The following is a 23,546-nucleotide window of genomic DNA, read 5'->3' as shown; positions in this document are numbered from 1 at the left end:
CCATTGGCGTATTTTATTATCGGGTTTCACTTGCCGAAACAAAACGAGCGTCCATAAGGACGCCCGTTAATTTCGTTAAACGTTATTCATTTGGCTCAACGTCTGGCTCAGCCTCGGGCGCTTCGCCTTCGACTTGCTGCTCATCGACAGTATCCGTGATGATAGGGTTGCCCTCTTCGTCAAACTCCTGTTCATCTTGGATCTCATCGATACGCTGCAGCCCAACGACCGTCTCGTCGGTAGCGGTACGGATAATGGTCACACCTTGAGTGTTACGACCTATGGTTGATACGCCAGATGCTGGTGTACGAACTAGGGTACCCTTATCGCTGATCAACATGATCTCGTCGTTTTCGAGTACTTGTACCGCCCCGACGACGGCGCCGTTACGCTCGCTCACCTTGATCGATACTACACCCTTGGTTGCGCGGCTCTTAGCTGGGTATTCATCCAGCTCGGTGCGCTTACCATAACCGTTCTCGGTAACGGTCAGGATTGCACCGTCGTTCTTAGGTACTATGAGTGAGACTACGCTCTGGCCATCTTCGAGCTTGATACCGCGAACACCTGTTGCGGTGCGGCCCATGCCACGAACCTGATCTTCGCTAAAGCGAACGACCTTACCTTCGTTAGAGAAGAGCATCACCTCGTTATCACCGTTAGTGATATCGACGCCAATCAGCTGATCGCCATCTTTGAGGTTAACGGCGATGATACCGTTGGCTCTCGGACGAGAGTATTGATCCAGCGAGGTTTTCTTCACGGTGCCGTGAGAAGTTGCCATGATCACATACTTGTCGGCGTCGTAATCACGCACCGGCAAGATAGCAGTAATGCGCTCACCTTCCGCCAGCGGCAGCAGGTTGATGATTGGGCGACCACGGGCCTGACGGCTAGCCAGCGGTAGCTGGTACACCTTGAGCCAGTACATCTTACCGAAGTCAGAGAAACACAAGATGGTGTCGTGGGTGTTAGCAACCAGCAGCTTCTCGACGAAATCTTCATCCTTCACCTTAGTCGCAGCCTTACCCTTACCACCACGGCGCTGGGCCTGGTAATCGCTCAAAGGCTGATACTTGGCGTAACCCAGATGCGACAGGGTCACTACTACATCTTCTTCGTTGATCAGATCTTCAAGGCTGATATCGACCGCAGAGGCATTAAGCTCGGTGCGACGCTCATCGCCAAACACTTCTAGCACTTCCTGAAGCTCTTCTTTAATCACTTCCATCAGACGCTCAGGGCTGCGGAGGATATATAGCAGGGCTGCGATCAGCTCTAGGAGCTCTTCATATTCGCTTAGGATCTTCTCATGTTCCAGACCGGTCAGCTTGTGCAGACGCAGGTCCAAAATCGCCTGCGCCTGTTGCTCGGTCAGGTAGTAGAGACCATCACGAATACCGAACTCCGCCGACAACCACTCTGGACGCGCTGCATCATCACCGGCCTTCTCCAGCATGCCTTGTACATTACCAAGGGCCCAGCCTTGAGCAACCAGCTTAGTCTTGGCTTCGGCAGGGGTTGGTGACGCCTTGATAAGCGCAATGATAGGGTCGATGTTGGCCAGAGCAATCGCTAGTGCTTCAAGGATATGAGCACGTTCGCGAGCCTTACGCAGTTCGAATACGGTACGACGAGTCACCACTTCACGACGGTGAAGGATGAAGCACTCGAGCATCTCTTTAAGGTTGAACAATTTAGGCTGACCATTGGTCAGGGCCACCATGTTGATACCAAAAGAGGTCTGCAGCTGAGTCTGGGCATACAGGTTGTTGAGGATCACCTCGCCTACTTCGCCGCGTTTCACTTCGATAACGATACGCATACCGTCTTTGTCAGACTCGTCGCGCAGGCCGCTGATGCCTTCGATCTTCTTATCTTTTACCAGCTCGGCGATCTTTTCGATCAGACGTGCCTTGTTCACCTGATAAGGGATTTCGGTTACGATAATACGCTCACGGCCGTTATCTTCGGTCTCAACGGTTGCGCGGGCACGCATGACCGCCTTTCCACGACCCGTCTTATAGGCATCTTCGATACCCTTACGGCCGTTGACGATCGCTGCCGTTGGGAAATCTGGCCCAGGAATATGTTCCATCAGCTGCTCGATGGAGAGACTTGGCTCATCGATCAGAGCCAAACAGCCGGAGATCACTTCTGACAGGTTGTGAGGAGGAATGTTGGTCGCCATACCGACGGCGATGCCCGATGAACCATTCACCAGCAAAGCAGGAATGCGGGTCGGCAATACCGCTGGGATCTGCTCTGTACCATCATAGTTAGGTACATAGTCGACGGTTTCTTTCTCTAGGTCAGCCAGCAGTTGATGCGCCAGCTTGTCCATACGAATTTCGGTATAACGCATGGCCGCCGCAGCGTCGCCATCGACCGAACCAAAGTTACCCTGACCATCGACCAAGGTGTAGCGCATAGAGAATGGCTGCGCCATACGAACGATGGTGTCGTAAACCGCAGAGTCACCGTGTGGGTGATATTTACCGATAACGTCACCGACGACACGCGCCGACTTTTTATAAGGTTTGTTCCAATCGTTCTTCAACTCGTTCATCGCGAATAATACGCGGCGATGAACCGGCTTTAGGCCGTCACGTACATCGGGTAACGCACGGCCCACGATCACGCTCATGGCGTAATCCAAATATGAATTCTTTAATTCGTCTTCAATATTAATTGGTGTTATAGATGAAGCCAGATCAGTCATAAACTGCTCGATCCCTTGAAATTTAGCCGACAAAATACTGCTTAAAAACCAGGCAATATTTTACCAAGCCTGAAAACGTGATTTGGCATTCTAACACAGATATTTAAAGGCGCTAGACCCTATTGAAATTTCACGCCAAATATCTGTTTACGACCCAAAACCCCGCCTCGTTTTGACCAAGATGAGCGCTTTAACAGCAATCTGATGACAAAGCAGACATTTTCGCCGGGTTCTCCTTTGTTTATCTAAGGCGATGGGTATAATAGCTACATCATTTATTCCCTTCAGAGGACTCTCCGTGTCTAACCTTTCTGAGACAAATTTTTCTGAGACTAGTAATGCCAATGTCGATCCACAAGAAATCGCTAAGTTTGAGAAGATGGCAGCCACTTGGTGGGATCCCGAAGGAGAATTTAAACCCATCCATAAGCTCAATCCCCTGAGACTTAACTATATCGATCAAGCCGTCGGTGGTCTGTTTGGTAAGCGCGTGCTGGATGTCGGCTGCGGCGGCGGTATTCTCTCTGAGAGCATGGCACGTCTTGGCGCCAAGGTAGATGGTCTGGACATGGGCGCCGAGCCCCTCGATGTCGCTAAGCTGCACGCCTTAGAGATGGGTGTCGAGATCAACTATATCCAGGACACGGCGGAGCATCACAGAGATAGTCATCAGGGCCAGTATGATGTGGTCACCTGCATGGAGATGCTCGAACATGTGCCCGACCCTGCCTCTGTTATCAAGGCCTGTAGCGACATGGTTAAGCCTGGCGGCTATGTGTTCTTCTCGACCATTAACCGCAACATCAGAGCCTATGTAGAGACAGTGATTGGCGCCGAGTACCTGCTTAAGATGCTACCGGTAGGCACCCACGATCATAAGAAGTACATCAAGCCTGCCGAACTTATTGGCATGGCGGATGCGGTAGATCTCGAGTGCGTCGATGCAACCGGCATCACCTACAATCCGCTGACGGAGATCTTCCGCTACACCAAGTCGCTAGAAGTTAACTATATGATCGCCACGGTTAAGCAGGATGACTGATCAAATCGTGCCAGGTGCTAACGCTGAAACGATTGAAGGTACGCGAACTGCCACTAGGCCAATAAAAGGAGTGCTGTTTGATCTCGATGGCACCCTGGTCGATACGGCGCCGGATCTTGTGCTGGCGCTTAACCTGGCGCTAAATGATTTTGGACTGCCGAGCCAACGACTGGAAGATATTCGCTTTGCCGCCTCCCATGGCAGCCTGGCATTAGTTAACGCCGCCCAGCCTCATCTTAATGATGAGGAAAAAGCGGCCGTCCAGCAGGCGCTGCTTGAGCACTACCATAATGTTAACGGCCAAGAGGCCAAGCTTTTCGATGGCATGAGTTCCCTGCTCGAGCACCTTAGCGAGCAACGCATTCCCTTCGGTGTCGTCACCAATAAGGCGGCGCGTTTCGCGAGGCCTTTGCTGCACAGGCTTGATTTAGCCGACAAGATGCCAGCCATCATCAGCGGTGATTCCACCACTCAGAGTAAACCCCATCCGGCGCCTATGCGTCTGGCGGCGTCGCAAATTGGCGTCAGCTGCCAGGGAATTCTCTACCTAGGTGATGCCAAACGAGACCTAGAAGCTGCTCGCAATAGCGACATGCTGGGGGGCATCGCCCATTGGGGTTATATTGGAAACAATGATGAGGCGCACCTCTGGCCCCACGACTTTGGCTTCAACACACCAGTCGCCGTGCTTGAACTCCTAAGACAGGACTAAGTGGCGGTTAAGTCGTGCATAAGTCACGGTTAAGTCACAATTAAATGAGATGCATCACGCGCTCTGGTGCTAGAGCGTGTGACGTGTCAGTAAAAAGTCGTCGAAGCTGAGATCGCGATCCTTTTTCGGCGTAAAAAGATCCTCAGGATCTGGCCAATATTTTAGCTTTCATGATAGGGCGAATCAGTCGCCTAAAACTTGACCCGCCGGTGCTATCGTAATTGAAAACAAGGGTTAAAGGTAAGCCGTTACTAACCCTTTGGTTTACCCCCAAGATATCCACAACTTGTCCCCTAAAAACCCGCTTGCAATATCCCACCAACCTCACTATCTTGTATCCTATAAAAGAAAAAACACCATATCTTGTGTATGGGCGGCGGTCGAAGCCACTAGAACTGCAGTAGTGCTCAGGTACTTTTTTTAACATCTTCGATTGTTTTTACATGGAAACGTAGGGCGGAGTTTTCCCTCCCAGCGATATTTAATTCAAGGCTTATCTTCAATGAACAGCAATATGCAAGTCACGAAGCGCAGTGGCGAACGTGAAACCATCGATCTCGATAAGATCCACCGAGTGATCACTTGGGCGGCCAAAGGACTGAATAACGTCTCAGTATCGGAAGTCGAATTACGTTCACACCTTCAGTTCTATGATGGAATCCCAACTGAAGCGATCCACGAAACCATTATTAAGGCCGCTGCCGACCTTATCTCGCCAGAGTCACCAGACTATCAGTTCCTTTCTGCGCGTCTGGCCATTTTCCACCTGCGTAAGAAAGCCTTCGGCCAGTTTGAGCCGCCTTCGCTTTACGACCATGTGGTGAAGTTGGTTGAGCTGGGTAAATATGACACGCATATTCTGAACGACTATAGCCGCGAGGAGTTAGATACACTCGACAGCTATATCGACCACTGGCGCGACATGAACTTCTCTTATGCTGCGGTTAAGCAGTTGGAAGGTAAGTACCTGGTTCAAAACCGTGTGACTCACGAAGTCTACGAGAGTGCGCAGTTCCTCTATATTCTGGTAGCGGCTTGTCTGTTCGCCAACTACCCGAGAGAGACGCGTCTTCAGTACGTTAAAGATTTCTATGACGCGACCTCGACCTTTAAGATCTCGCTACCTACACCTATCATGTCAGGTGTGCGTACACCGACACGTCAGTTCAGCTCTTGCGTACTGATCGAGTGTGGCGACAGCTTAGACTCAATCAATGCGACCGCCTCTTCTATTGTGAAGTATGTGTCGCAACGAGCGGGCATAGGGGTCAACGCAGGTCGTATTCGCGCGCTGGGTAGTCCAATTCGCGGCGGCGAAGCGTTCCACACAGGCTGTCTGCCTTTCTATAAGTATTTCCAGACGGCGGTGAAATCTTGCTCTCAAGGTGGCGTGCGCGGCGGTGCGGCAACCCTCTTTTATCCTATGTGGCACCTGGAAGTAGAGTCTCTGCTGGTACTTAAGAACAACCGCGGCGTCGAAGATAACCGTATCCGTCACCTGGACTACGGCGTGCAGCTGAACAAGCTGATGTACCAACGTCTTATCCAGGGTGGCATGATCACTCTATTCAGTCCATCAGACGTACCAGGCCTGTACGATGCTTTCTTCGAAGATCAGGCAGAGTTCGAGCGTCTGTATGTGAAGTATGAGCAAGATGAGAGCATTCGTAAGAAGCAGATCAAGGCGGTAGAACTCTTCTCCCTGATGATGCAGGAGCGTGCCTCTACCGGTCGTATCTATATTCAAAACGTCGATCACTGTAATACCCACAGCCCGTTCGACGCTAAGGTTGCCCCTGTACGTCAGTCGAACCTGTGTCTTGAGATCGCATTGCCGACCAAACCGCTGAACAACATCGACGATCCCGATGGTGAGATCGCCCTGTGTACCCTATCTGCGTTGAACCTGGGTGCCATCAAGAAACTTGATGAGCTGGAAAGCCTGGCCGATTTGGCCGTGCGCGCGCTCGATAGCCTACTCGACTATCAGGACTACCCAATCGTCTCGGCGCACAAGGGCTCGATGAACCGTCGTACCCTGGGTATAGGCGTGATCAACTTTGCTAACTACCTGGCTAAAGAAGGCGTGCGCTACTCAGACGGCAGCGCCAACGGCATCACTCACAAGACCTTCGAAGCGATCCAGTACTATCTGCTGAAGGCCTCGATGAATCTAGCGAAAGAGCAAGGCGCCTGCCCTGCCTTCCACGAGACCAACTATGCCAAAGGTATCCTGCCTATCGATACCTACAAGCGTGACCTCGATAAGATCTGTGACGAGCCATTACACATGGATTGGGAAACCCTGCGTGAAGAGATCAAGACTCACGGCCTGCGTAACTCGACCCTGTCAGCCCTGATGCCATCTGAGACCTCATCGCAGATCTCTAACGCGACTAACGGTATCGAGCCGCCACGTGGCCTGATCAGCGTTAAGGCGAGTAAGGATGGTCAGCTCAAGCAGGTGGTCCCTGATTTTGAGAAGTACCAGTACAGCTATGAGCTGCTATGGCAGATGCCAGGCAACGAAGGTTACCTGCAGCTGGTCGGTTTGATGCAGAAGTTTGTTGACCAATCTATCTCAGCCAACACCAACTATGACCCAAGCCGCTTCCCAGGTGCCAAGGTACCTATGCAGGTGCTGCTGAAGGACCTGTTGACCGCATATAAATACGGTGTGAAGACACTTTACTATCACAACACGCGTGACGGTGCGTCAGACAAATATGACGATATCACCTCCATTGAGAAAGAAGACGATAGCTGCGCAGGCGGCGCATGTAAGATCTAACTCTACGTGTTTTAACCTTTTATCAGGGGGCTTTGCCCCCTTTATCGGAAGATAGAAAAATGGCCTATTCAACATTTTGTCAAACACCTAACAATGCCCTGCTGGAACCTATGTTCCTCGGTCAATCGGTTAACGTTGCCCGTTACGATATTCAAAAATATGAAGTGTTCGAGAAACTGATCGAGAAGCAACTCTCTTTCTTCTGGCGTCCAGAAGAAGTTGACGTCAGCAAAGACAAGATCGATTACGCTGCGCTGCCGGATCACGAGAAGCATATCTTCATCTCTAACCTCAAGTACCAGACCCTGCTGGACTCAATTCAAGGCCGCTCGCCAAACGTCGCCTTCCTGCCGCTGGTCTCGCTGCCTGAACTTGAGACCTGGATCGAGACCTGGTCTTTCTCTGAGACGATTCACTCGCGCTCTTACACCCACATCATTCGTAATATCGTTAACGATCCTTCGGTCGTATTTGACGATATCGTACAGAACGAAGAGATCCTCAAGCGCGCCAGCGATATCGCCGATTACTACGATAACCTGATCGAGCTGAGCCAAATCTATCACCTCATGGGTGAAGGCACCCACGAGATCAACGGCAAGACTGTAGAGGTCACCACCCGCGCGATCAAGAAAGCCCTGTACCTGTGTATGATGTCGGTTAACGTGCTCGAAGCGATCCGTTTCTACGTCAGTTTCGCCTGCTCATTTGCGTTCGCCGAGCGCAAGTTGATGGAAGGTAATGCTAAGATCATCCGCCTCATCGCCCGTGATGAAGCCCTGCACCTGAACAGCACTCAGCATATCCTTAAGCTGATGCAAGGCGGCAAGGACGACCCAGAGATGGCCGAGATCGCCAAAGAGTGCCAACAGACGGCGATCGACATCTTCGTTAAGGCGGCAGAGCAAGAGAAAGAGTGGGCCAAGTACCTGTTCAAAGACGGCTCTATGATCGGCCTGAACGAGCAGATCCTCTGCCAGTATGTCGAGTACATCACCAACGAGCGTATGAAGTCGGTTAACCTGGTAAGCCCTTATGCCGACCAGAGTAACCCGCTGCCGTGGATGAAGAACTGGCTCGAGAGTGACTCGGTACAGGTTGCACCGCAGGAAGTAGAGGTATCTTCTTACCTGGTTGGTCAAATTGACGCGTCTGTCGATGAGAGTGAGTTTGCCGACTTTGATCTCTAACAAGACGGTCTTTAGTCAGGCGGTCTTTAAGAAGGCTCCCATCGTGAGCCTTCATGGACAGCCTGTACTCCTCTATACCAGTAACCACCAGAGCCTGTTAGCGGCACTCGAGCAGAAGAAGGTTCGTATCTTCTCTGAGTGTCGTAACGGCTTTTGTGGTGCCTGCAAGACCAAGATTAATCGCGGTAGCGTCGTCTATCACACAGAGCCGCTGGTCGAACTGGAAGCCGATGAGTGTCTGCCCTGCTGCTGTCATCCCGACGGCGATCTCGACCTGGCACTTTCTGCCCAAGGTGCAGAGGTGGTCACGACACATGCACCAGAGCCCGTTGCCTGCACCGCCGAATAGCTAGCCGCTGAAACTAATTCAAATCTAGCCTCAGACAGGCGCTAGGTAAAAGCTTTCAAGTTCCAAGTAAAATCCCAAAAAACACCTGCGACGATATTCAGGTATTCCTTTGCAGATTCACCAGAAACTTGTCTCAAACAGAAGCATTAAACAGATAAGCTAACTGATACACAGGACAGATCCCCATAATATTCAGCTAAATAGCCTTCTTCGCTAGCTTATGGTGTAGTCGGTTCACCTCCATCAGGGCGGCGCTGCCATACCAGGGATGCAGCTCCATCATCAGGCGCCCGGCCTTAATGGCGGGATCAGACTCGGTTAATGCCTTGGCCTCCTCGACACTGGTGACGTTAAAGATATAGATGCCTCTTAACGCCCCTTCTTCCAAGAAGGGCCCTGCCAGTACCAGTTTACCCTCCTCGGCCAGTCGGCCGATATTATCCAGGTGTGCGCGCTGCAGCCGCTCTGCCTCTTCTTCAGATTGGCTGCGATTAGGGCCACTCTTGAGCATAGCCATCACGTAACGCTTCATACCATAGTCATCGGCGCCGACTCTTGCCGCAAGCTCGGCATCATAGCTTTCCGCGCTAAGCGGCAAACTCACCACCAGTGCCGCTACTACGCCCATCAAAGTAACGAGCAAGCGATGGTTGTTGGTACTCGTTCTTGTATTCGCTTTTGTTCTAGTTTCGATCATTATCTAATCCACCTTAGTAAGCATTAGCTTAAGTTATGCCAAAGCCATAAAAAAAGCTAACCCAAAGGATTAGCTTTTAACTTTTTATAACCGCAAACTAGTTTAATAACCACAAGCTAGCGGTAGCCGACTTTTTAATTTTTTAGATGCGTGCGGCCAGCTCTGCGCCTTGGCGGATCGCTCGTTTGGCATCGAGCTCGGCGGCTACATCTACACCGCCAATAAGATGCACAGGCAGACCTGTGTTGTTCATCTCATCGACCAAGCTGCGATTAGACTCTTGTCCGGCACATAACACCACATTGTCTACCTCTAGAACCTGAGCAGCCTCACCGACTTTGATATGTAGGCCTTGCTCATCGAACTTCTGGTAGCTGACACCGTTTAGCATCTCGACATCATGGTGCTTAGCCACAGCGCGGTGGATCCAACCTGTGGTTTTACCGAGTCCCTTACCCATCTTGCTGGTTTTACGCTGCAATAGATAAATTTTTCGGCTTGTGTGTTCCGGTTGCGGCGTGGTTAAACCGCCTCGCTCACCATAGGCCTTGTCTATGCCCCACTGCTTGAGCCAGATATCGGGCTTGAGTGTGATCGACTCCTGCTCTCCGAGATAGTGCGCCATATCGAAGCCAATACCACCGGCGCCGATCAGGGCAACCCGCTCGCCTACTTCGACCTCGCCATTCAGCACCTGCTGGTAATTCACTACCTTGGGGCTGTCGAAACCGGGGAGGTCGAGCGCTCTTGGCACAACACCGGCGGCGATAACCACCTCATCGAAAGGCTCGTCTCTCACCACAGAGGCGTCCAATCGGGTGTTGAGCCTTAGCTCGACTTTGTTGAGCTTCATCTGCTCGGTGAAATAGCGGATGGTCTCATCAAACTCCTCTTTACCCGGGATCTTACGGGCCAGGTTAAACTGGCCACCGACCTCACCCTTAGCTTCAAACAGCACCACCTGATGGCCACGGCTGGCGGCATAGATGGAAAATGCCATGCCCGCTGGGCCTGCGCCCATGACGGCGATGCGTTTCTTGTTTGTCGCCGGCACAAAATTCAGCTCTGTCTCGTAACAGGCTCTGGGGTTGACCAAACAGGTAGCGCGTTTCAGCGCGAAGGTATGATCCAGACAGGCCTGATTACACCCGATACAGGTGTTAATCAGCTGACTCTCACCCGCGGCCGCCTTGTTGACGAACTCGGCATCGGCCAGGAAAGGACGCGCCATAGAGACCATATCCGCCTGACCCGATGCAATGATCTGCTCGCCGATTTCTGGGGTATTGATACGGTTAGTGGCGATAAGGGGGACGCTAACCTCTTGCTTGAGGCGCTCAGTTACCCAGGCAAACGCGCCGCGGGGCACGCTAGTCGCAATGGTAGGTACTCTGGCCTCATGCCAGCCTATGCCTGTGTTGATGATGGTCACGCCGGCGCTCTCCAGCCACTTGGCCAGCTGCACCACCTCCTCCCAGGAGGAGCCGTTATCCACCAGATCAAGCATAGAGAGGCGAAACACTATTATGAAATCGCTGCCGACCCTTTCACGGATCGCCTTGACAATCTCCACCGGGAACTTAGCCCTTTGGCTGAACTCACCGCCCCACTCGTCGCTGCGCTTATTGGTTCTAGCGCAGATAAACTGATTAATAAGGTAACCTTCAGATCCCATTACCTCCACGCCATCGTAGCCCGCCTTCTTGGCCAGCGCCGCCGTGGTGGCGTAATCTTTGATGGTGCTTCTTACCTGACGGGCCGACATGGCCGAGGGGGTAAAGGGGGTAATAGGCGACTTAATCTTGCTAGGCGCCTGTGAAAAAGGATGATAGCCGTAACGTCCGGCGTGCAGGATCTGCATACAGATCTTACCGCCCGCCTCATGCACTGCACTGGTGACGATCTTATGCTTGGCAACCTGCCAGGGGAAGCTTAGCTGACAGGCATTGGGCGCCAAACGCCCTCTGAGGTTAGGCGAGATCCCGCCTGTCACAATCAGGCCAACACCACCGGCAGCACGTTCTTGGTAGAATTTTGCCAGTTTCTCAAAACCGCCCTTTTCTTCTTCGAGCCCGGTGTGCATGGAGCCCATGAGCACACGATTCTTCAATTGTGTGAAGCCGAGATCTAAGGGTTCTAATAAATGCGGAAACGACATTTAAACATCCTTTTTAAACAAGTGATTTAAATCAGCATACCCGCTGTTTGGATTTAGCTCAATACTCAATGCGTGCCAAGCCTTAAGATTCATTTACAATTGTGTTTCGCCCCTATGGCCATTTTCAGTTAGCATAGAGGGATCAGAGTCATAAAGGAGTGGATAATGTCCGCTAAGCCCTCAATATTTAAACGGATCTTTTCCACCTTGTGGAAGGTGGTCAACACCACACGCAAGGTGATCTTAAATCTATTCTTCTTCGGTTTTATAGCCCTATTGTTCGTGATCCTCGCCGGTGAGGAGAGCCCAACGGTCGAAGAAGGTTCGGCATTAGTGCTGGATCTTTCAGGCAGCGTGGTGGAGCAGAAACGTCAGGTGGACCCCATAGAGGCCGCCATGAAGAGTGGTAAAGGGGGCCAAAGCGATGGCGAGATCCTACTCGCCGATCTGCTAAATGCTATCGACAATGCGGCCAGCGACAAACGCATCTCCGCCATAGTGCTCGACATAGGTCACCTAAGATGGACAGGGATCAGCAAGCTGCAGAGCATAGGCGATGCATTGACCCGCTTTAAGGCCTCAGGCAAGCCGATTATCGCCATGGGTAACTGGTATGGACAAAACCAGTACTTCCTAGCCAGTTTTGCCGACACCATCTACCTCAACCCTCAAGGTTCGGTAGAGATAGAAGGCCTGAGCCGCTACCGCCAATATTTCAAGTCGGCGCTGGATAAGCTCAAGATCAAGGCGCACGTCTTCAGGGTGGGCACCTTCAAGTCTGCGGTCGAGCCATTTATGCGCGACGACATGTCTGAGGCGGCGAAATCGGCCAACCGCGAACTGCTACAAGATATCTGGGACAGCTTCGAAGCCACGGTCAGCGAAAACCGCGGCATCAAACAAGATGACCTGATGCTGAGCGCCGAGCGTTATCTTGCCGAGCTGAACAAGGCCAATGGTCGCTCATCCGAGATGGCCATCAACCTTGGCTGGGTCGATAAGCTCGCCTCTGCCGAGCAGTTCCGTCTGGACATGGTCGAACGCGTAGGAGAAGCAAAAGAAGGTCACAGCTTTAAGCAGATAAGCTTCTATGACTATCAGAGCGTGATCCAGCAGTTCCCACCAGTGTTGATGCACGACGCCGTCGGCATCATAGTCGCCAAGGGCAACATACTCAATGGTCACCAGGCAGCGGGCCAGATCGGCGGCGAGAGCACCTCTGCCCTGCTGCGCAAGGCGAGATTCGATGACAAGGTGAAAGCTGTGGTCCTCAGAGTGGACAGCCCAGGCGGCAGCGCGTTTGCCTCCGAGCAGATCCGCCAGGAAGTGTTGGCCCTCAAGGCGGCCAACAAGCCAGTAGTTGTCAGTATGGGCACCTACGCCGCCTCGGGTGGCTACTGGATCTCGGCAAGCGCCGACTATATCTACGCCACACCAACGACGCTGACCGGCTCTATCGGTATCTTCGGCATGATGACCACCTTCGAAGACTCCCTGGCAGAACTTGGGATCCACACTGATGGCGTCTCCACCTCAGGCTGGACCGCATTCTCAAGCACCCAGGGGATCAGCGATGAGCTCAAGGAGATCATACAGCGCCATATCGAGCGTGGTTATCAGGACTTCATCTCGCTGGTCTCAGAGGAGCGCGGCATGAAACCCGAAGAGGTGGATAAGATTGCCCAGGGTCGTGTCTGGTCTGGCAAACGCGCTCTGGAGCTTGGCCTGGTCGATGAACTTGGCGATCTTGAGCAGGCGGTGACTAAGGCGGCCGAGCTGGCTAAGCTAGAGAAGTTCGATACCAAACTTATTGAGCAGGAGCTGTCGCCACAGGAGCAGTTCATCCAGCAGATGTTTGCCCAGGCCGTCAGCTATATGCCACAGAGTCTGTCTCAGAGCAGCTTGGTCGAACAACTGCTTGGCGAGGTGAGCAGCGTAGTCGAAGAGTTTAACGCCTTTGACGATCCAAATGGCCTCTACCTCTACTGCGACAGCTGTAACTACTAATCGCTCTGCTGTACTCGCAGCAAAGACGCTATCACAGAAAAGCCCGCCGATGCGGGCTTTTTTATTGGCGCCATCCTAAGTATAATCCCGCCAATCCTGCATCAATAAAGCTATCACTATAATGAAAAAACCCTCCATCTATGTCGCCTACACAGGCGGCACCATAGGCATGCAAAAGACAGATAATGGTTTCGCGCCGGTACCGGGATTTCTCACCGACTGCGTCAAAGCCATGCCCGAGTTTTTTCACCAGGAGATGCCAGACTTTGTCATCAGTGAATATTGTCCACTGATCGACTCTTCAAACATGGCGCCGACGGATTGGCAGATGATCGCCGACGATATCAAGGCGAACTACGACAAGTATGATGGCTTCGTGATCCTCCATGGCACAGACACCATGGCCTTTACCGCCTCGGCCCTCTCCTTCATGCTGCAGGGACTGACCAAACCCGTTATCGTTACCGGCTCGCAGATCCCGCTGGCCCAGCTGCGCTCAGACGGCCAAACCAATCTGCTTAACGCCCTCTATATCGCCGCCAACTATCCGGTGGCCGAGGTATGCCTCTTCTTTAACAACAAGCTGTTTCGTGGCAATCGCACCACTAAGGCCCATGCAGATGGCTTCGATGCCTTCGCCTCGCCTAACTTCCCTATTTTGTTAGAGGCAGGCATTAAGATCCGCCTCAAGGCGGGCCGCATCAGCGAGAGCAAGGCCAATACCCTGACGGTCAACAAGATAAGCCCACAGCCCATAGGCGTGGTTACCCTCTACCCAGGGATCACCACAGAGATCATCGACAACATCCTACAACAGCCAGTAAAGGCGCTAATTTTGCTTACCTATGGTGTCGGCAACGCGCCACAAAACCCAGAGTTACTCGAGTGTCTTCGCAAAGCCAACGAGCGCGGCATCATACTTGTGAATCTGACCCAGTGTCTGCAGGGTAAGGTCAACATGGGCGGCTATGCTACGGGCAACGCACTGGCCAAAGCCGGGGTGATCAGCGGCTTTGACATGACCACGGAAGCGGCGCTGACCAAACTGCACTACCTGCTATCTACCGAGCTTTCGCCAAGTGATATTCGCGTGCAGATGCAGCAAGATCTCTGCGGCGAGCTCACCGAAGACTAATACCAATCGTAGTAAATAACTGATCATGCTAGCTGGTTAAAACATCCGATAACGGCGTTACTATTTTTGATTGTAGAATAACTACTTATCTAAAAATACGGCCTTGTTCTCGACCGTTTTTTCTGCGCAATTTCTGATCACTTACCTACCGTGATTGGTATAATTGGTTTAAGACTAACAATGCGAAATAAAAAAGCCCCTGTCATCAGGGGCTTTTCACTCTTAAAGGTCTTGCTCTTTAAAGGCGGCGATACTCTCGCCCTTGAACTGACGTTTCAGCTCGGCCTTTGACAGTTCGTTCAATTCACCTTGATTATTGATGGTGAAATGATCTGTCTGGTTCAACCTGCGAGCCTGGTACAGCATTACCAGCTGCAGCGTAGAGTCTTTCTGCTCATCAGACAGCACAGTGCCATCTTCCCACTTGCCGAGTTCGGCGGCGCTGAGTAATCGCTCGTATACCTCTTGAGGCATATCGTCAATCACCTTATTGATATCACTCATATACTCTTCCGTTTATGTAACACTATGCGGACTCTGGCTATCAGATAGCCGACGAAGCCAAAGACGAAACAGATGCCGGCGATATTGGCTCTGAGCCCTTCCGCCGGCTCGCCGCCCCAAAACCAGATCACCACTCCGGCAATAAACAGCGTCATCGCCAGAAAGCTCTGGTTCATCAGCTGATTGGTACGCTTGATATGGCTGATCCGATTAAGCGACTCGTTATCCCCAGACAAGCCCGAGGAACAGTGAGGGCAGCTCTTAGCCAAACTCGATATGCGCTTTTGACAACTTGGGCATTCTACTAAGGCCATTTCGGACTCCTATCTTAGCTTATCGACCACAGCCAGCATGGCCAGCAGTGACGCCTCACCCAGGTAGATACAACGCTCAGGCGACCAACCAGACATAGGATCTGGCATATTGGCGTTATCTTTAAATGGCATCTCCAGGGTGTTAGAGAGACAGCCGAAGGTCTGCGCCACCCAGTTTGACGCAACCGTCAAGTTAGCCTGGCCTGGCTCATCCTTATCATAGCCAAACTCATCTTGGAAATCGGCGCTGGCCATCAGCAATGCCTTAACGAAATCGCCCTGCAGATCCGCCATCTTTTGATTGTAACCCGGCACGCCTTCACAGCCTGCGAGGAACACATATGGCAGGCCTTCATCGCCATGCACATCGTAGTAGAGATCGACGCCAGTCTCTTTCATGCGATTGACCACATGATACACCTCTGGGCTCTTCTCCAGCGACGGACTCTGCCATTCGCGGTTTAGGTTAACGCCTTTAGCATTGGTTCTCAGGTGGCCACGTACGCCGCCATCCGGGTTCATGTTAGGTACGATATAAAAGTTGGCCTTATCCAGCAGGGCCTTGGCCGTCGGACAATCGCCATCGAGAAGATTATTTAGCAGGCCTTCCACCAGCCACTCGGCCATGGTTTCGCCAGGATGTTGACGCGCGGTGATCCAGATCTTAGCTTTCTCTTCATCTTCATCACCCACCTTTACCAGGGTCATGTCGCGATCGTCTAAGGTCTTACCCAGATGCTCGAGTGAGACGAGTGGATGCACCTGAACGGCGCTAAGCAGATCTTGATGACGCTCGTAGCTATAGGGCGCGAAGTAGGCGATCTGGATCATCTCGCAATCCAGCTCGACCTCTATGGTAAGTTTGCCATCTTGATACTGGGTCGGCAGGCGGAACCATTGCTGTCTATCGTAGGTGGCCGCAGCCTGATAGTCTTCCCAGCCCTTGGTGTAAGAGGCTTGGCCCGCGTTGATGATATTCAGGGTATAGCGCTGGCCTACTTCACCTTGCAGACGAAAGTTGAACCACTGGAAAAACTCGCCCCCTTCATCGGGTCTAATGGCCAGTTGCACATTATTGATATCATCTTGGTTGATGACCTCAATATTACCGCCGTCAAAATTGGCACTGATTAGCATATCCATTCCTTCATTGAGTTAAGGCAGACATCTTGGGTCTGCTGATCCCCTAAGGATAAACTAATTCGCCCCGTTTTCGCACCGCTAGCGCCAAATAAAAGCCAGTTTTTTTGCTGTCATTTTGACTAACACAGAAAGCTGTATCCCTGGCCACGAACGGTATTGATGATGGTTTTCGGCAGGCAGATCTTGGCAAGCTTACGCCGGGTATTACTGATGTGCATATCCAGATTACGATCGAACTGCCCCAGATCTTTCTTCAGCACACTTTTCTGCAGCTCCTGTTTGGTGATCACCTCTCCTTTGCGATCGAACAGGTACTTGAGCAGCTTAAACTCGGTCTGGGTCAGGGCGACGCGACGCTCAGCCACCTCTATGCTGAAATCATTTTGGTTAAAATAGATCGCCTTGATTGGCAGCGGCAGAACCTCGGTCAGCTGCGCCTTGGTAATGGCCACGCGGCGACGCAGGGCATCGATACGCACCACCAGCTCACGTACACTCACAGGTTTAGAGAGAAAATCGTCGGCGCCAAGACGAAACCCTTTTACCCGCCGCTCCTCTTCATCGGTGGCCGAAATCAGAATCACCGGCAGGTTGTCGCTGCGCGCCTCAAGAAACGCAAAACCATCCACAAGGGGCATCTCGATATCCAAGATAATGAGATCGATCGCCATTTTGCCTAGAATAAGCAGTGCTTCCTGGCCATTACTGGCACAATGCACCTGATACCCGCTGGCGACTAGGCCAAGATAGAGGACTTCGCGCGCAAAGGGATCATCATCAACGAGTAACACTCTTTCCATTTAAGAACCTTAATGATAATTGTTATCATTAAGGTTACATTAACTCATCGGGCCAATCCAGTCCTTTATACCTCTAAAGGATAAAACTTTGACCAGCATCCCACCCCATTGATACTCGCGACATAAAAAAGGCCCCTTTTGGGGCCCTTAAAGACAAGTTGTCTCTATTTGAGCATCAACTGGCGAATGTATTTCACCGGCGCGCTACCATAGCTTAAGAACTGTTCGTGGAAGCCTTTAAGGTTAAAGTCTTCTCCCTGCTTAGCCTTAAGTTCCTCACGGAAATCATAGATCTCGCGATAACCCGCGTAGTAACTGGTGAGTTGCACCTGGCTCAGAGTCGCGCGGCGCCATTTGCCTTCGGCCTCAGCCTGTTGCTGGAAGGCTTCCTGAGTCATCAACGCAATCGCCTCCTCCTCTGTCATCCCCTTAACCTGAATGCTGTAGTCCAGAATGGTGTTGGCAATGACCCTTAGGTTCCACTTGTAATACATGAGCCACATCTCTGGCTCGAAGTTACCATAGCCCTCTTCCAGCATCATACGCTCGGCGTAAACCGCCCAACCTTCAACCATGGCACCGTTACCAAATAGGCTCTTCACCAAGCTTGGCGACTCGTTAGAGTAAACCAGTTGGGTGTAGTGACCCGGGATCGCCTCGTGAATGTTAAGTACCTGCAAGATCCAATGGTTGTATTCTCTTAGGTAACTCTCTGCAGAAGCGTCGCTCATGCCATCCAGCGGTGTGACGTTGTAGTAGGTATTACCCGTCTTCTCATAGGGGCCAGGTGCGCTAATCGAAGCGCCGGCGAAACCACGCATATATTCTGGGGTTTCACGCACCACCAAGGGCTTGTTAGGATCTAACGTCACCAACTGCTTCTCGTTGACGAACTTGACCAACTCAGGGATCTGGGCACGCACCTCGGCAACAAAGTCTTCGCGTTTCACATGGCGGGCCGACAGCTTGTCGATCAACTGTCGAGTCGCCACCTTAGTGTCGCTGGGCATCTCTGTATTGAAATACTTGCTCCACAGCTGCGTGGTGATCTTAGCCATCTCGCCCTGGACTCTTGCCTTATCCGCTAAGGCCTTCTCATAGAGCTGCTTGGCCGACATGCCCGATTGAATATCGAAGGCAAACTTCTGCTCATAGAGCTCTTCACCAATTCTAAAGCTACGGGCGCCCTCTTTAGTCAGCTTGGCTTCCAGGCCAGTCAACCAATCGATATGTTGATTGATGGCATCGACCGCGAGCTTGAAACGGGCAGTGAACAGGGTTTTCTCATCATCGCTGAGACCCGAGGCAGCTACCTGCTTCAATAAGTCGTCTGAGAAGACGCTGAAGGCGCCGCGGTTTTGCATTATGGCTAACTGAGTATGCTCTAGGGTCGGCTTGTCGATATTCTCTTTTGCCGCGGCGTAGTAGGCAGGAACATTCTCCATGCGAGCCAGGAATGAACGCAGACGCTCGTCCAGCGGTGCAAAGTCTTCGTTAACCAGCTGAGCGAATCCACCGGCTACGTTGTAGTTCGCGGGATTCCATTGCCAAGACTTGAAGGTGTCTATCTCCCAGCGGTCTTGCTTCAACAGGTTCTCGATAAGCTTGTAGTCGATAAGCTCACTCGGCGTCAGCTTATTCACATCAAAGCCATTTAACAGATTAAGCTGGGCGTCGACGAAGGCTAAGCTCTCGATACGGCTTTGGGCATTGGGCACCTTAAGCACACCGTCATATTTGTGATAACCACTATAGAGCGCCCAGGTCGGCGACTGCTGCCACAAGGCATCGATAAATTGATTGGAAAACTCGGCAAAACTCAGTGCCTGTACCTCGGCAACGCTCGCCATCTGAGTACTTGCAGTTTCGCTAGTGTGTGTCTGACAGGCGGTAAGACTACCTAGCCCCAGGATGATGGCGGCAGCGATGACGCTTTTCTTCATGATTCTTCTTCCCTTCATTCTTATTATTAACGACTTTCTCTTAACGGTTTTCTAATAACGACTTCTTAGCTTGCAGCCTATAACATGCCTTTAATGGCATTACTCGACGTTTTTAGCGGCAGCGATACTTGAACCGATAGATGAGCTGATACATGAGCTTAGCCCAGTTGGCCCATAGTAAATCACGTTGCCATGAAAATTGCAGCTATCACACCATCTTAGACAAGCTTTGTTACAAAGGTGTTTGCTAGGCTTAACCCTCTATCGGCCAAGCATGAAAAACTAACCTTGCACCGGAGTTAAGCGCTTAGCTCAACCACACAAGGTATAAGGCAAGCGGCTTTTGACAGAGAGTTGACGGGCACTACACTGAATTTAGAGCCTCAAGAGGTAGTCATGCTGAATAACACCCAGTCGAAAGCCCAATTTAGCGCGCGCACAAACGCTAAGAATAGCGCCCAATTAAAAAGCAGGAAAAGTGACCCTTCTAGGCAACTTTCTTTGCATTACATAGCCGTGAAAATATTTTACGCAAGCCTATTAGTTTTAGGAGCTCCACTCTTCACGACCACTAATGTAGAGGCAATAGAGAATCAAAATGATTCATCAAATAAAGAAAAGCCTAAGCGAGTAACTCCTAAACTAGTAACAATAGCAACGCAGGAATGGGCGCCCTACCATAGCCAGGAGATAGACGCACAGGGCGTCGCCCATCAAGGCGGTTTTGGACTAACCGCGCTCGATTGTGTCATGACAAGAATCGATCAACCCTATAGAGTGATCTTCCTTCCCTGGGGCCGGGCACAAAACAGCGTCAAACAGGGAAAATATGATGGCTTCTTCTCCGCCTCGCGCAACGAATGGCGCGATCAATTTGCCGTGCAGAGTAATACCTTCATTCAACAGGAGTGGAACTTCTATTACCACAACGAGTACCGGATCCCGACCAGTGTGGCTAGCCTGAAATCCAATACCCTGTTTGGCGCGCGGATCCATTCCAATAGCGCCCACTGGTTAGCCAAGAATAAGTTCAAAAAGGTGAAGATCTTTCCCACCATCAACGAGTTGGTCAAGTTACTGGACGCCAGGCGCATTGACGGTGTGATGGAGAATGCACTTCTGTTTGAGGAGCAGGTACGTCAGTCGCACCTCTCAATGGACGCCTTCGTCAAACGCCCAAACATGCGTATCGATCTTGGGGTCTACTTTGGTAAAACCTTCTTGGCCAAGCATCCGGGCTTCCTCGCCAGGTTCAACCGTCATACGGAGGAATGTCGTTTCGACTATCAATGAGCTTCAATTGGTGGTGAGGTATCGAGGGGCTAATGTGCCACTGGCTTTAACCTGAACTCGGCCCAGATGGGATTGTGATCCGATGCCTGGCTGGTAAAAGACTCGGCCGCAACTAGACTCAGGCCCCGATAATAGAGATGATCCAGCGGCAAGCCGAACACCCGCTGACGCTTGTCCTCCTCGTATACCGCCTCCTTCAGCCTGAGCTGGTGGGCGAGCTGCTCGATATAGGCCATACGCTGACCCCGCCAAGTATTAAAATCTCCGCCTAAGATCACTGGCCCCTGATGCAGATTAATCTTCTGTACTATCTGCTGCCACTGGGCGCGATAGCTCTTAAGCTGCCAGTCGAAGTTGATGCCGTGGAGATTGACCACCAGGAGAGTCTGTCCATTGGACAGGGGGTAACGCGAGATGAGGGTCGATTTAGCAAAACGGATCCAGGGCTCGACGGCATGATAGGCGCAGGCATCGCGCGCCTGCTCTGTGGCGAGGTTCATTACCCCTACGGAAGATTTCAGCAGCGAAAACGCCTTAGCCATCACCAGATGCAGGCTAGAGCCGTTAAGATACTGATTAAAGCCTGCGTTTAACTTAGCTTCCTGCAACAACATGAGCTCGCTACGTTCGGCGATCTTACTGAGATCCTGCTGCCAGCCACGCTTTTGCTGCTTATAGATGTTCCACACACCGACCCTGAGTTGACCATCATTATCTAGCGCCTGACTAGTGTGCGCGGCAACACATTGGGAGACAAAAACCGGTTCAACCTCACTCATCATCACCTCGGGCTCGCCGTTAAGATAGGTCACCACGGCCACATAAGCAGCCGCACTTAGGAGTAATAATAGTAATGATTTTATCCCCCAGCGCAGTAAACGCGGCGAATTGGATCGGTTTTGGCTCACAGAGTTACTCTACTGTCGAAGTGACTGTCGTTAAATCTAGCTGATAAAAATAGTGCTTTAGCACCAGCAGCTTAGCCTATATGATAGCGATCAGGCTATATTTAGATTCAACGCCATTATCGAATCATACTCGAGCGAGTGCAATTCAGGCTCAAGCAGACATTATGGAAAATGTACATCAAATCCTCGCCATTGCCGGCGTATTCATCTATTGGTTGTTTCTTGGCGCCATTGCGCTGCGCTTGGTGATTAAACGCCGCACCATAGGGGTCTCCTTCTCCTGGATACTGGTGATCTATTTTCTCCCCCTCGTCGGTATCATCGCCTACATCCTGTTTGGGGAGCTGCACCTGGGGCAGACCCGAGCGAGTCGCTCCAAGGCGATGTTTAAACCTTACGGCCAGTGGTTTGCGGCCCTGTATCAGCATCCGCTGCACACACCAGAGCGCCAGAGTAACCACGCCAGAGCCATCAGTCAGCTGTGCGATACTCAGCTCGGCATACCCTCGCTCAGCGGCAACCAGCTCTGCTTGCAGCATACGCCATCGAGCATACTCAATTCCATCATCCAGGATATCGACGCGGCCAAGGAGAGCATAGTGATGGAGTTCTACATCTGGCATCCTGGCGGGCTGGCCGATGATGTCGCCAGGGCCGTGATAAAAGCTTCAAAACGTGGTGTCACCGTAAAACTCCTACTGGACGCTGCCGGGAGCCGCACCTTCTTTAACTCTCCCTGGCCGACACAGCTGCGCAAGGCCGGCGTAGAGATATCTCAGGCCCTAAGTGTTAGCCCCTTGAGGATGTTCTTCAGGCGCTTAGATCTGCGCCTGCACCGTAAGATAGTGGTTATCGATAACCGAATCGCCTACACAGGCTCGATGAATTTAGTGGATCCTAAGTACTTTAAGCAGGGAGAAGGCGTCGGCCAGTGGATCGACGTCATGGTGCGCATGGTGGGGCCGGCCGTACCGCTAGTCAACACTGTCGCCGCCTGGGATTGGGAGGTGGAAACCAGCGAGCGTTATTTGCCCGAGCCGCCGAGCAAACCCGAAAAACCTTATGCATCATCACACGAGATATCATATGAGCTATCATGTGAGCCATCAGGTGAAGTGAGCCGTGAGGCGGATTCCCTAGTACAGGTGATCCCCTCAGGGCCGGGTATGCCCGAAGAGGTGATCCACCAGGTCTTGCTACAGAGCCTCTACCAGGCTTGCCATAAGATAGTGATCACCACGCCTTACTTTGTGCCCAGCGAGAACCTGCTGGACGCTTTGGTGACTGCGGCGGCGAGGGGCGTCGATGTTAACATCATCATTCCCCAGAAGAACGACTCGACTATGGTCAAATGGGCCAGTCGCTCCTTCTTTGCCGAGCTGCTCAAGGCTGGGGTGAAGATCCACAGATTCAGGGGCGGCCTGCTGCATACCAAATCTGTATTGATCGATGATGAACATTGCCTCATAGGCACGGTTAACATGGATATGCGCAGCCTTTGGCTTAACTTCGAACTGACTCTAGCGGTCGATGATAAGACATTTGCTAAGGAGTTAAGAGTGCTGCAGCAGGGCTATATCGACAATGCCGAGCAGCTCGAATACAAGCGTTGGCAGAGCAGACCACTATACCAAAGGGTGATTGAACACCTCTTCTATCTCTTCAGCCCTTTACTTTAATTGGCTCACGGCTACTGCATGAAAACCTTGATTGGCATTCATAGCTAACGTTTACAAAGCTCAAACTTAGCTTAGATACAAAAAGACCCGCCAGCTGGCAGGTCTTTTTATTGAATCTTTGGGCTTAACCTAAAACTAAAACTTGTTCTTAGCCTATGC

The 23,546-nt window shown here is 51.7% G+C and carries 18 protein-coding genes; 9 read left to right on the top strand and 9 right to left on the bottom strand.

Annotated features, from left to right (window positions below):
• Positions 1-82 precede the first annotated feature (82 nt).
• Positions 83-2,722: a DNA topoisomerase (ATP-hydrolyzing) subunit A gene (gene gyrA / locus K0I31_RS10065; protein WP_220080709.1), complete on the bottom strand. Its 2,640-nt coding sequence runs from the start codon at positions 2,720-2,722 to the stop codon at positions 83-85.
• Positions 2,723-2,975: 253 nt separating this feature from the next.
• Between gyrA and ubiG the strand changes: the two genes are divergently transcribed.
• The 5 genes from ubiG (at position 2,976) to yfaE (ending at position 8,806) form a co-directional block, all read left to right on the top strand.
• Positions 2,976-3,764, top strand: a complete 789-nt coding sequence (ubiG, locus tag K0I31_RS10060; RefSeq protein ID WP_258406619.1) for a bifunctional 2-polyprenyl-6-hydroxyphenol methylase/3-demethylubiquinol 3-O-methyltransferase UbiG — start codon at positions 2,976-2,978, stop codon at positions 3,762-3,764.
• The gene (locus tag K0I31_RS10055; protein WP_220080707.1) at positions 3,757-4,476 is read left to right on the top strand and encodes an HAD family hydrolase; all 720 of its coding nucleotides are present in this window, start codon (positions 3,757-3,759) and stop codon (positions 4,474-4,476) included. Before ubiG ends, K0I31_RS10055 begins: the two co-directional genes overlap by 8 nt.
• 502 nt (positions 4,477-4,978) lie before the next feature.
• The gene (nrdA, locus tag K0I31_RS10050; RefSeq protein ID WP_220045152.1) at positions 4,979-7,267 is read left to right on the top strand and encodes a class 1a ribonucleoside-diphosphate reductase subunit alpha; all 2,289 of its coding nucleotides are present in this window, start codon (positions 4,979-4,981) and stop codon (positions 7,265-7,267) included.
• 59 nt (positions 7,268-7,326) lie between these two features.
• On the top strand, positions 7,327-8,457 hold the full coding sequence (nrdB, locus tag K0I31_RS10045) for a class Ia ribonucleoside-diphosphate reductase subunit beta (protein ID WP_220080706.1): 1,131 nt from the start codon (positions 7,327-7,329) through the stop codon (positions 8,455-8,457).
• A complete protein-coding gene (yfaE, locus tag K0I31_RS10040; RefSeq protein ID WP_220080705.1) occupies positions 8,426-8,806 on the top strand; it encodes a class I ribonucleotide reductase maintenance protein YfaE in 381 nt (126 codons plus the stop codon). The genes nrdB and yfaE overlap by 32 nt, the downstream gene beginning before the upstream one ends.
• A gap of 196 nt (positions 8,807-9,002) precedes the next feature.
• Here yfaE and K0I31_RS10035 read toward each other — a convergent pair whose 3' ends face one another.
• Positions 9,003-9,434: a YciI family protein gene (locus K0I31_RS10035; RefSeq protein ID WP_258406618.1), complete on the bottom strand. Its 432-nt coding sequence runs from the start codon at positions 9,432-9,434 to the stop codon at positions 9,003-9,005.
• Between the two features lie 211 nt (positions 9,435-9,645).
• A complete protein-coding gene (locus tag K0I31_RS10030; RefSeq protein WP_220080703.1) occupies positions 9,646-11,661 on the bottom strand; it encodes an NADPH-dependent 2,4-dienoyl-CoA reductase in 2,016 nt (671 codons plus the stop codon).
• 165 nt (positions 11,662-11,826) lie between these two features.
• Here K0I31_RS10030 and sppA point away from each other — a divergent pair, with 165 nt between their 5' ends.
• Positions 11,827-13,668 carry a signal peptide peptidase SppA gene (gene sppA, locus K0I31_RS10025; protein ID WP_220080702.1) on the top strand — a complete coding sequence of 614 codons (1,842 nt, stop codon included), beginning with the start codon at positions 11,827-11,829 and terminating at the stop codon, positions 13,666-13,668.
• A gap of 121 nt (positions 13,669-13,789) precedes the next feature.
• A complete protein-coding gene (gene ansA, locus K0I31_RS10020; protein WP_011865738.1) occupies positions 13,790-14,803 on the top strand; it encodes an asparaginase in 1,014 nt (337 codons plus the stop codon).
• 222 nt (positions 14,804-15,025) lie between these two features.
• On the opposite strand, the gene K0I31_RS10015 is transcribed toward ansA, so the two are convergent.
• The 5 genes from K0I31_RS10015 to K0I31_RS09995 form a co-directional block, all read right to left on the bottom strand.
• Positions 15,026-15,307 carry a YeaC family protein gene (locus tag K0I31_RS10015; RefSeq protein ID WP_011865737.1) on the bottom strand — a complete coding sequence of 94 codons (282 nt, stop codon included), beginning with the start codon at positions 15,305-15,307 and terminating at the stop codon, positions 15,026-15,028.
• Positions 15,304-15,621, bottom strand: a complete 318-nt coding sequence (locus tag K0I31_RS10010) for a hypothetical protein (protein ID WP_011865736.1) — start codon at positions 15,619-15,621, stop codon at positions 15,304-15,306. The genes K0I31_RS10015 and K0I31_RS10010 overlap by 4 nt, the downstream gene beginning before the upstream one ends.
• A gap of 9 nt (positions 15,622-15,630) precedes the next feature.
• Complete coding sequence (locus K0I31_RS10005; protein WP_011865735.1) at positions 15,631-16,758, bottom strand: M14 family metallopeptidase; 1,128 nt, start codon at positions 16,756-16,758, stop codon at positions 15,631-15,633.
• A gap of 125 nt (positions 16,759-16,883) precedes the next feature.
• Positions 16,884-17,564, bottom strand: a complete 681-nt coding sequence (locus K0I31_RS10000) for a response regulator transcription factor (protein WP_220080701.1) — start codon at positions 17,562-17,564, stop codon at positions 16,884-16,886.
• A gap of 164 nt (positions 17,565-17,728) precedes the next feature.
• Entirely contained in the window at positions 17,729-19,507 is a 1,779-nt protein-coding gene (locus tag K0I31_RS09995) for a DUF885 domain-containing protein (RefSeq protein ID WP_220080700.1), read from the bottom strand.
• Between the two features lie 750 nt (positions 19,508-20,257).
• Here K0I31_RS09995 and K0I31_RS09990 point away from each other — a divergent pair.
• Positions 20,258-20,800 carry a substrate-binding periplasmic protein gene (locus tag K0I31_RS09990; protein WP_220080699.1) on the top strand — a complete coding sequence of 181 codons (543 nt, stop codon included), beginning with the start codon at positions 20,258-20,260 and terminating at the stop codon, positions 20,798-20,800.
• A 29-nt stretch (positions 20,801-20,829) separates the two neighbouring features.
• Here the strand turns inward: K0I31_RS09990 and K0I31_RS09985 are convergent, their stop codons facing one another.
• Entirely contained in the window at positions 20,830-21,708 is an 879-nt protein-coding gene (locus K0I31_RS09985) for an endonuclease/exonuclease/phosphatase family protein (protein WP_220080698.1), read from the bottom strand.
• A 164-nt stretch (positions 21,709-21,872) separates the two neighbouring features.
• Between K0I31_RS09985 and cls the strand changes: the two genes are divergently transcribed.
• Entirely contained in the window at positions 21,873-23,387 is a 1,515-nt protein-coding gene (gene cls, locus K0I31_RS09980) for a cardiolipin synthase (protein ID WP_220080697.1), read from the top strand.
• Positions 23,388-23,546: the final 159 nt, after the last annotated feature.

Source organism: Shewanella spartinae, from assembly GCF_019457555.1.
GTDB lineage: Bacteria > Pseudomonadota > Gammaproteobacteria > Enterobacterales > Shewanellaceae > Shewanella > Shewanella loihica.
The sequence above is the reverse complement of the archived record's forward strand: the minus strand, read 5'-3'. Positions and strand labels throughout refer to the sequence as shown.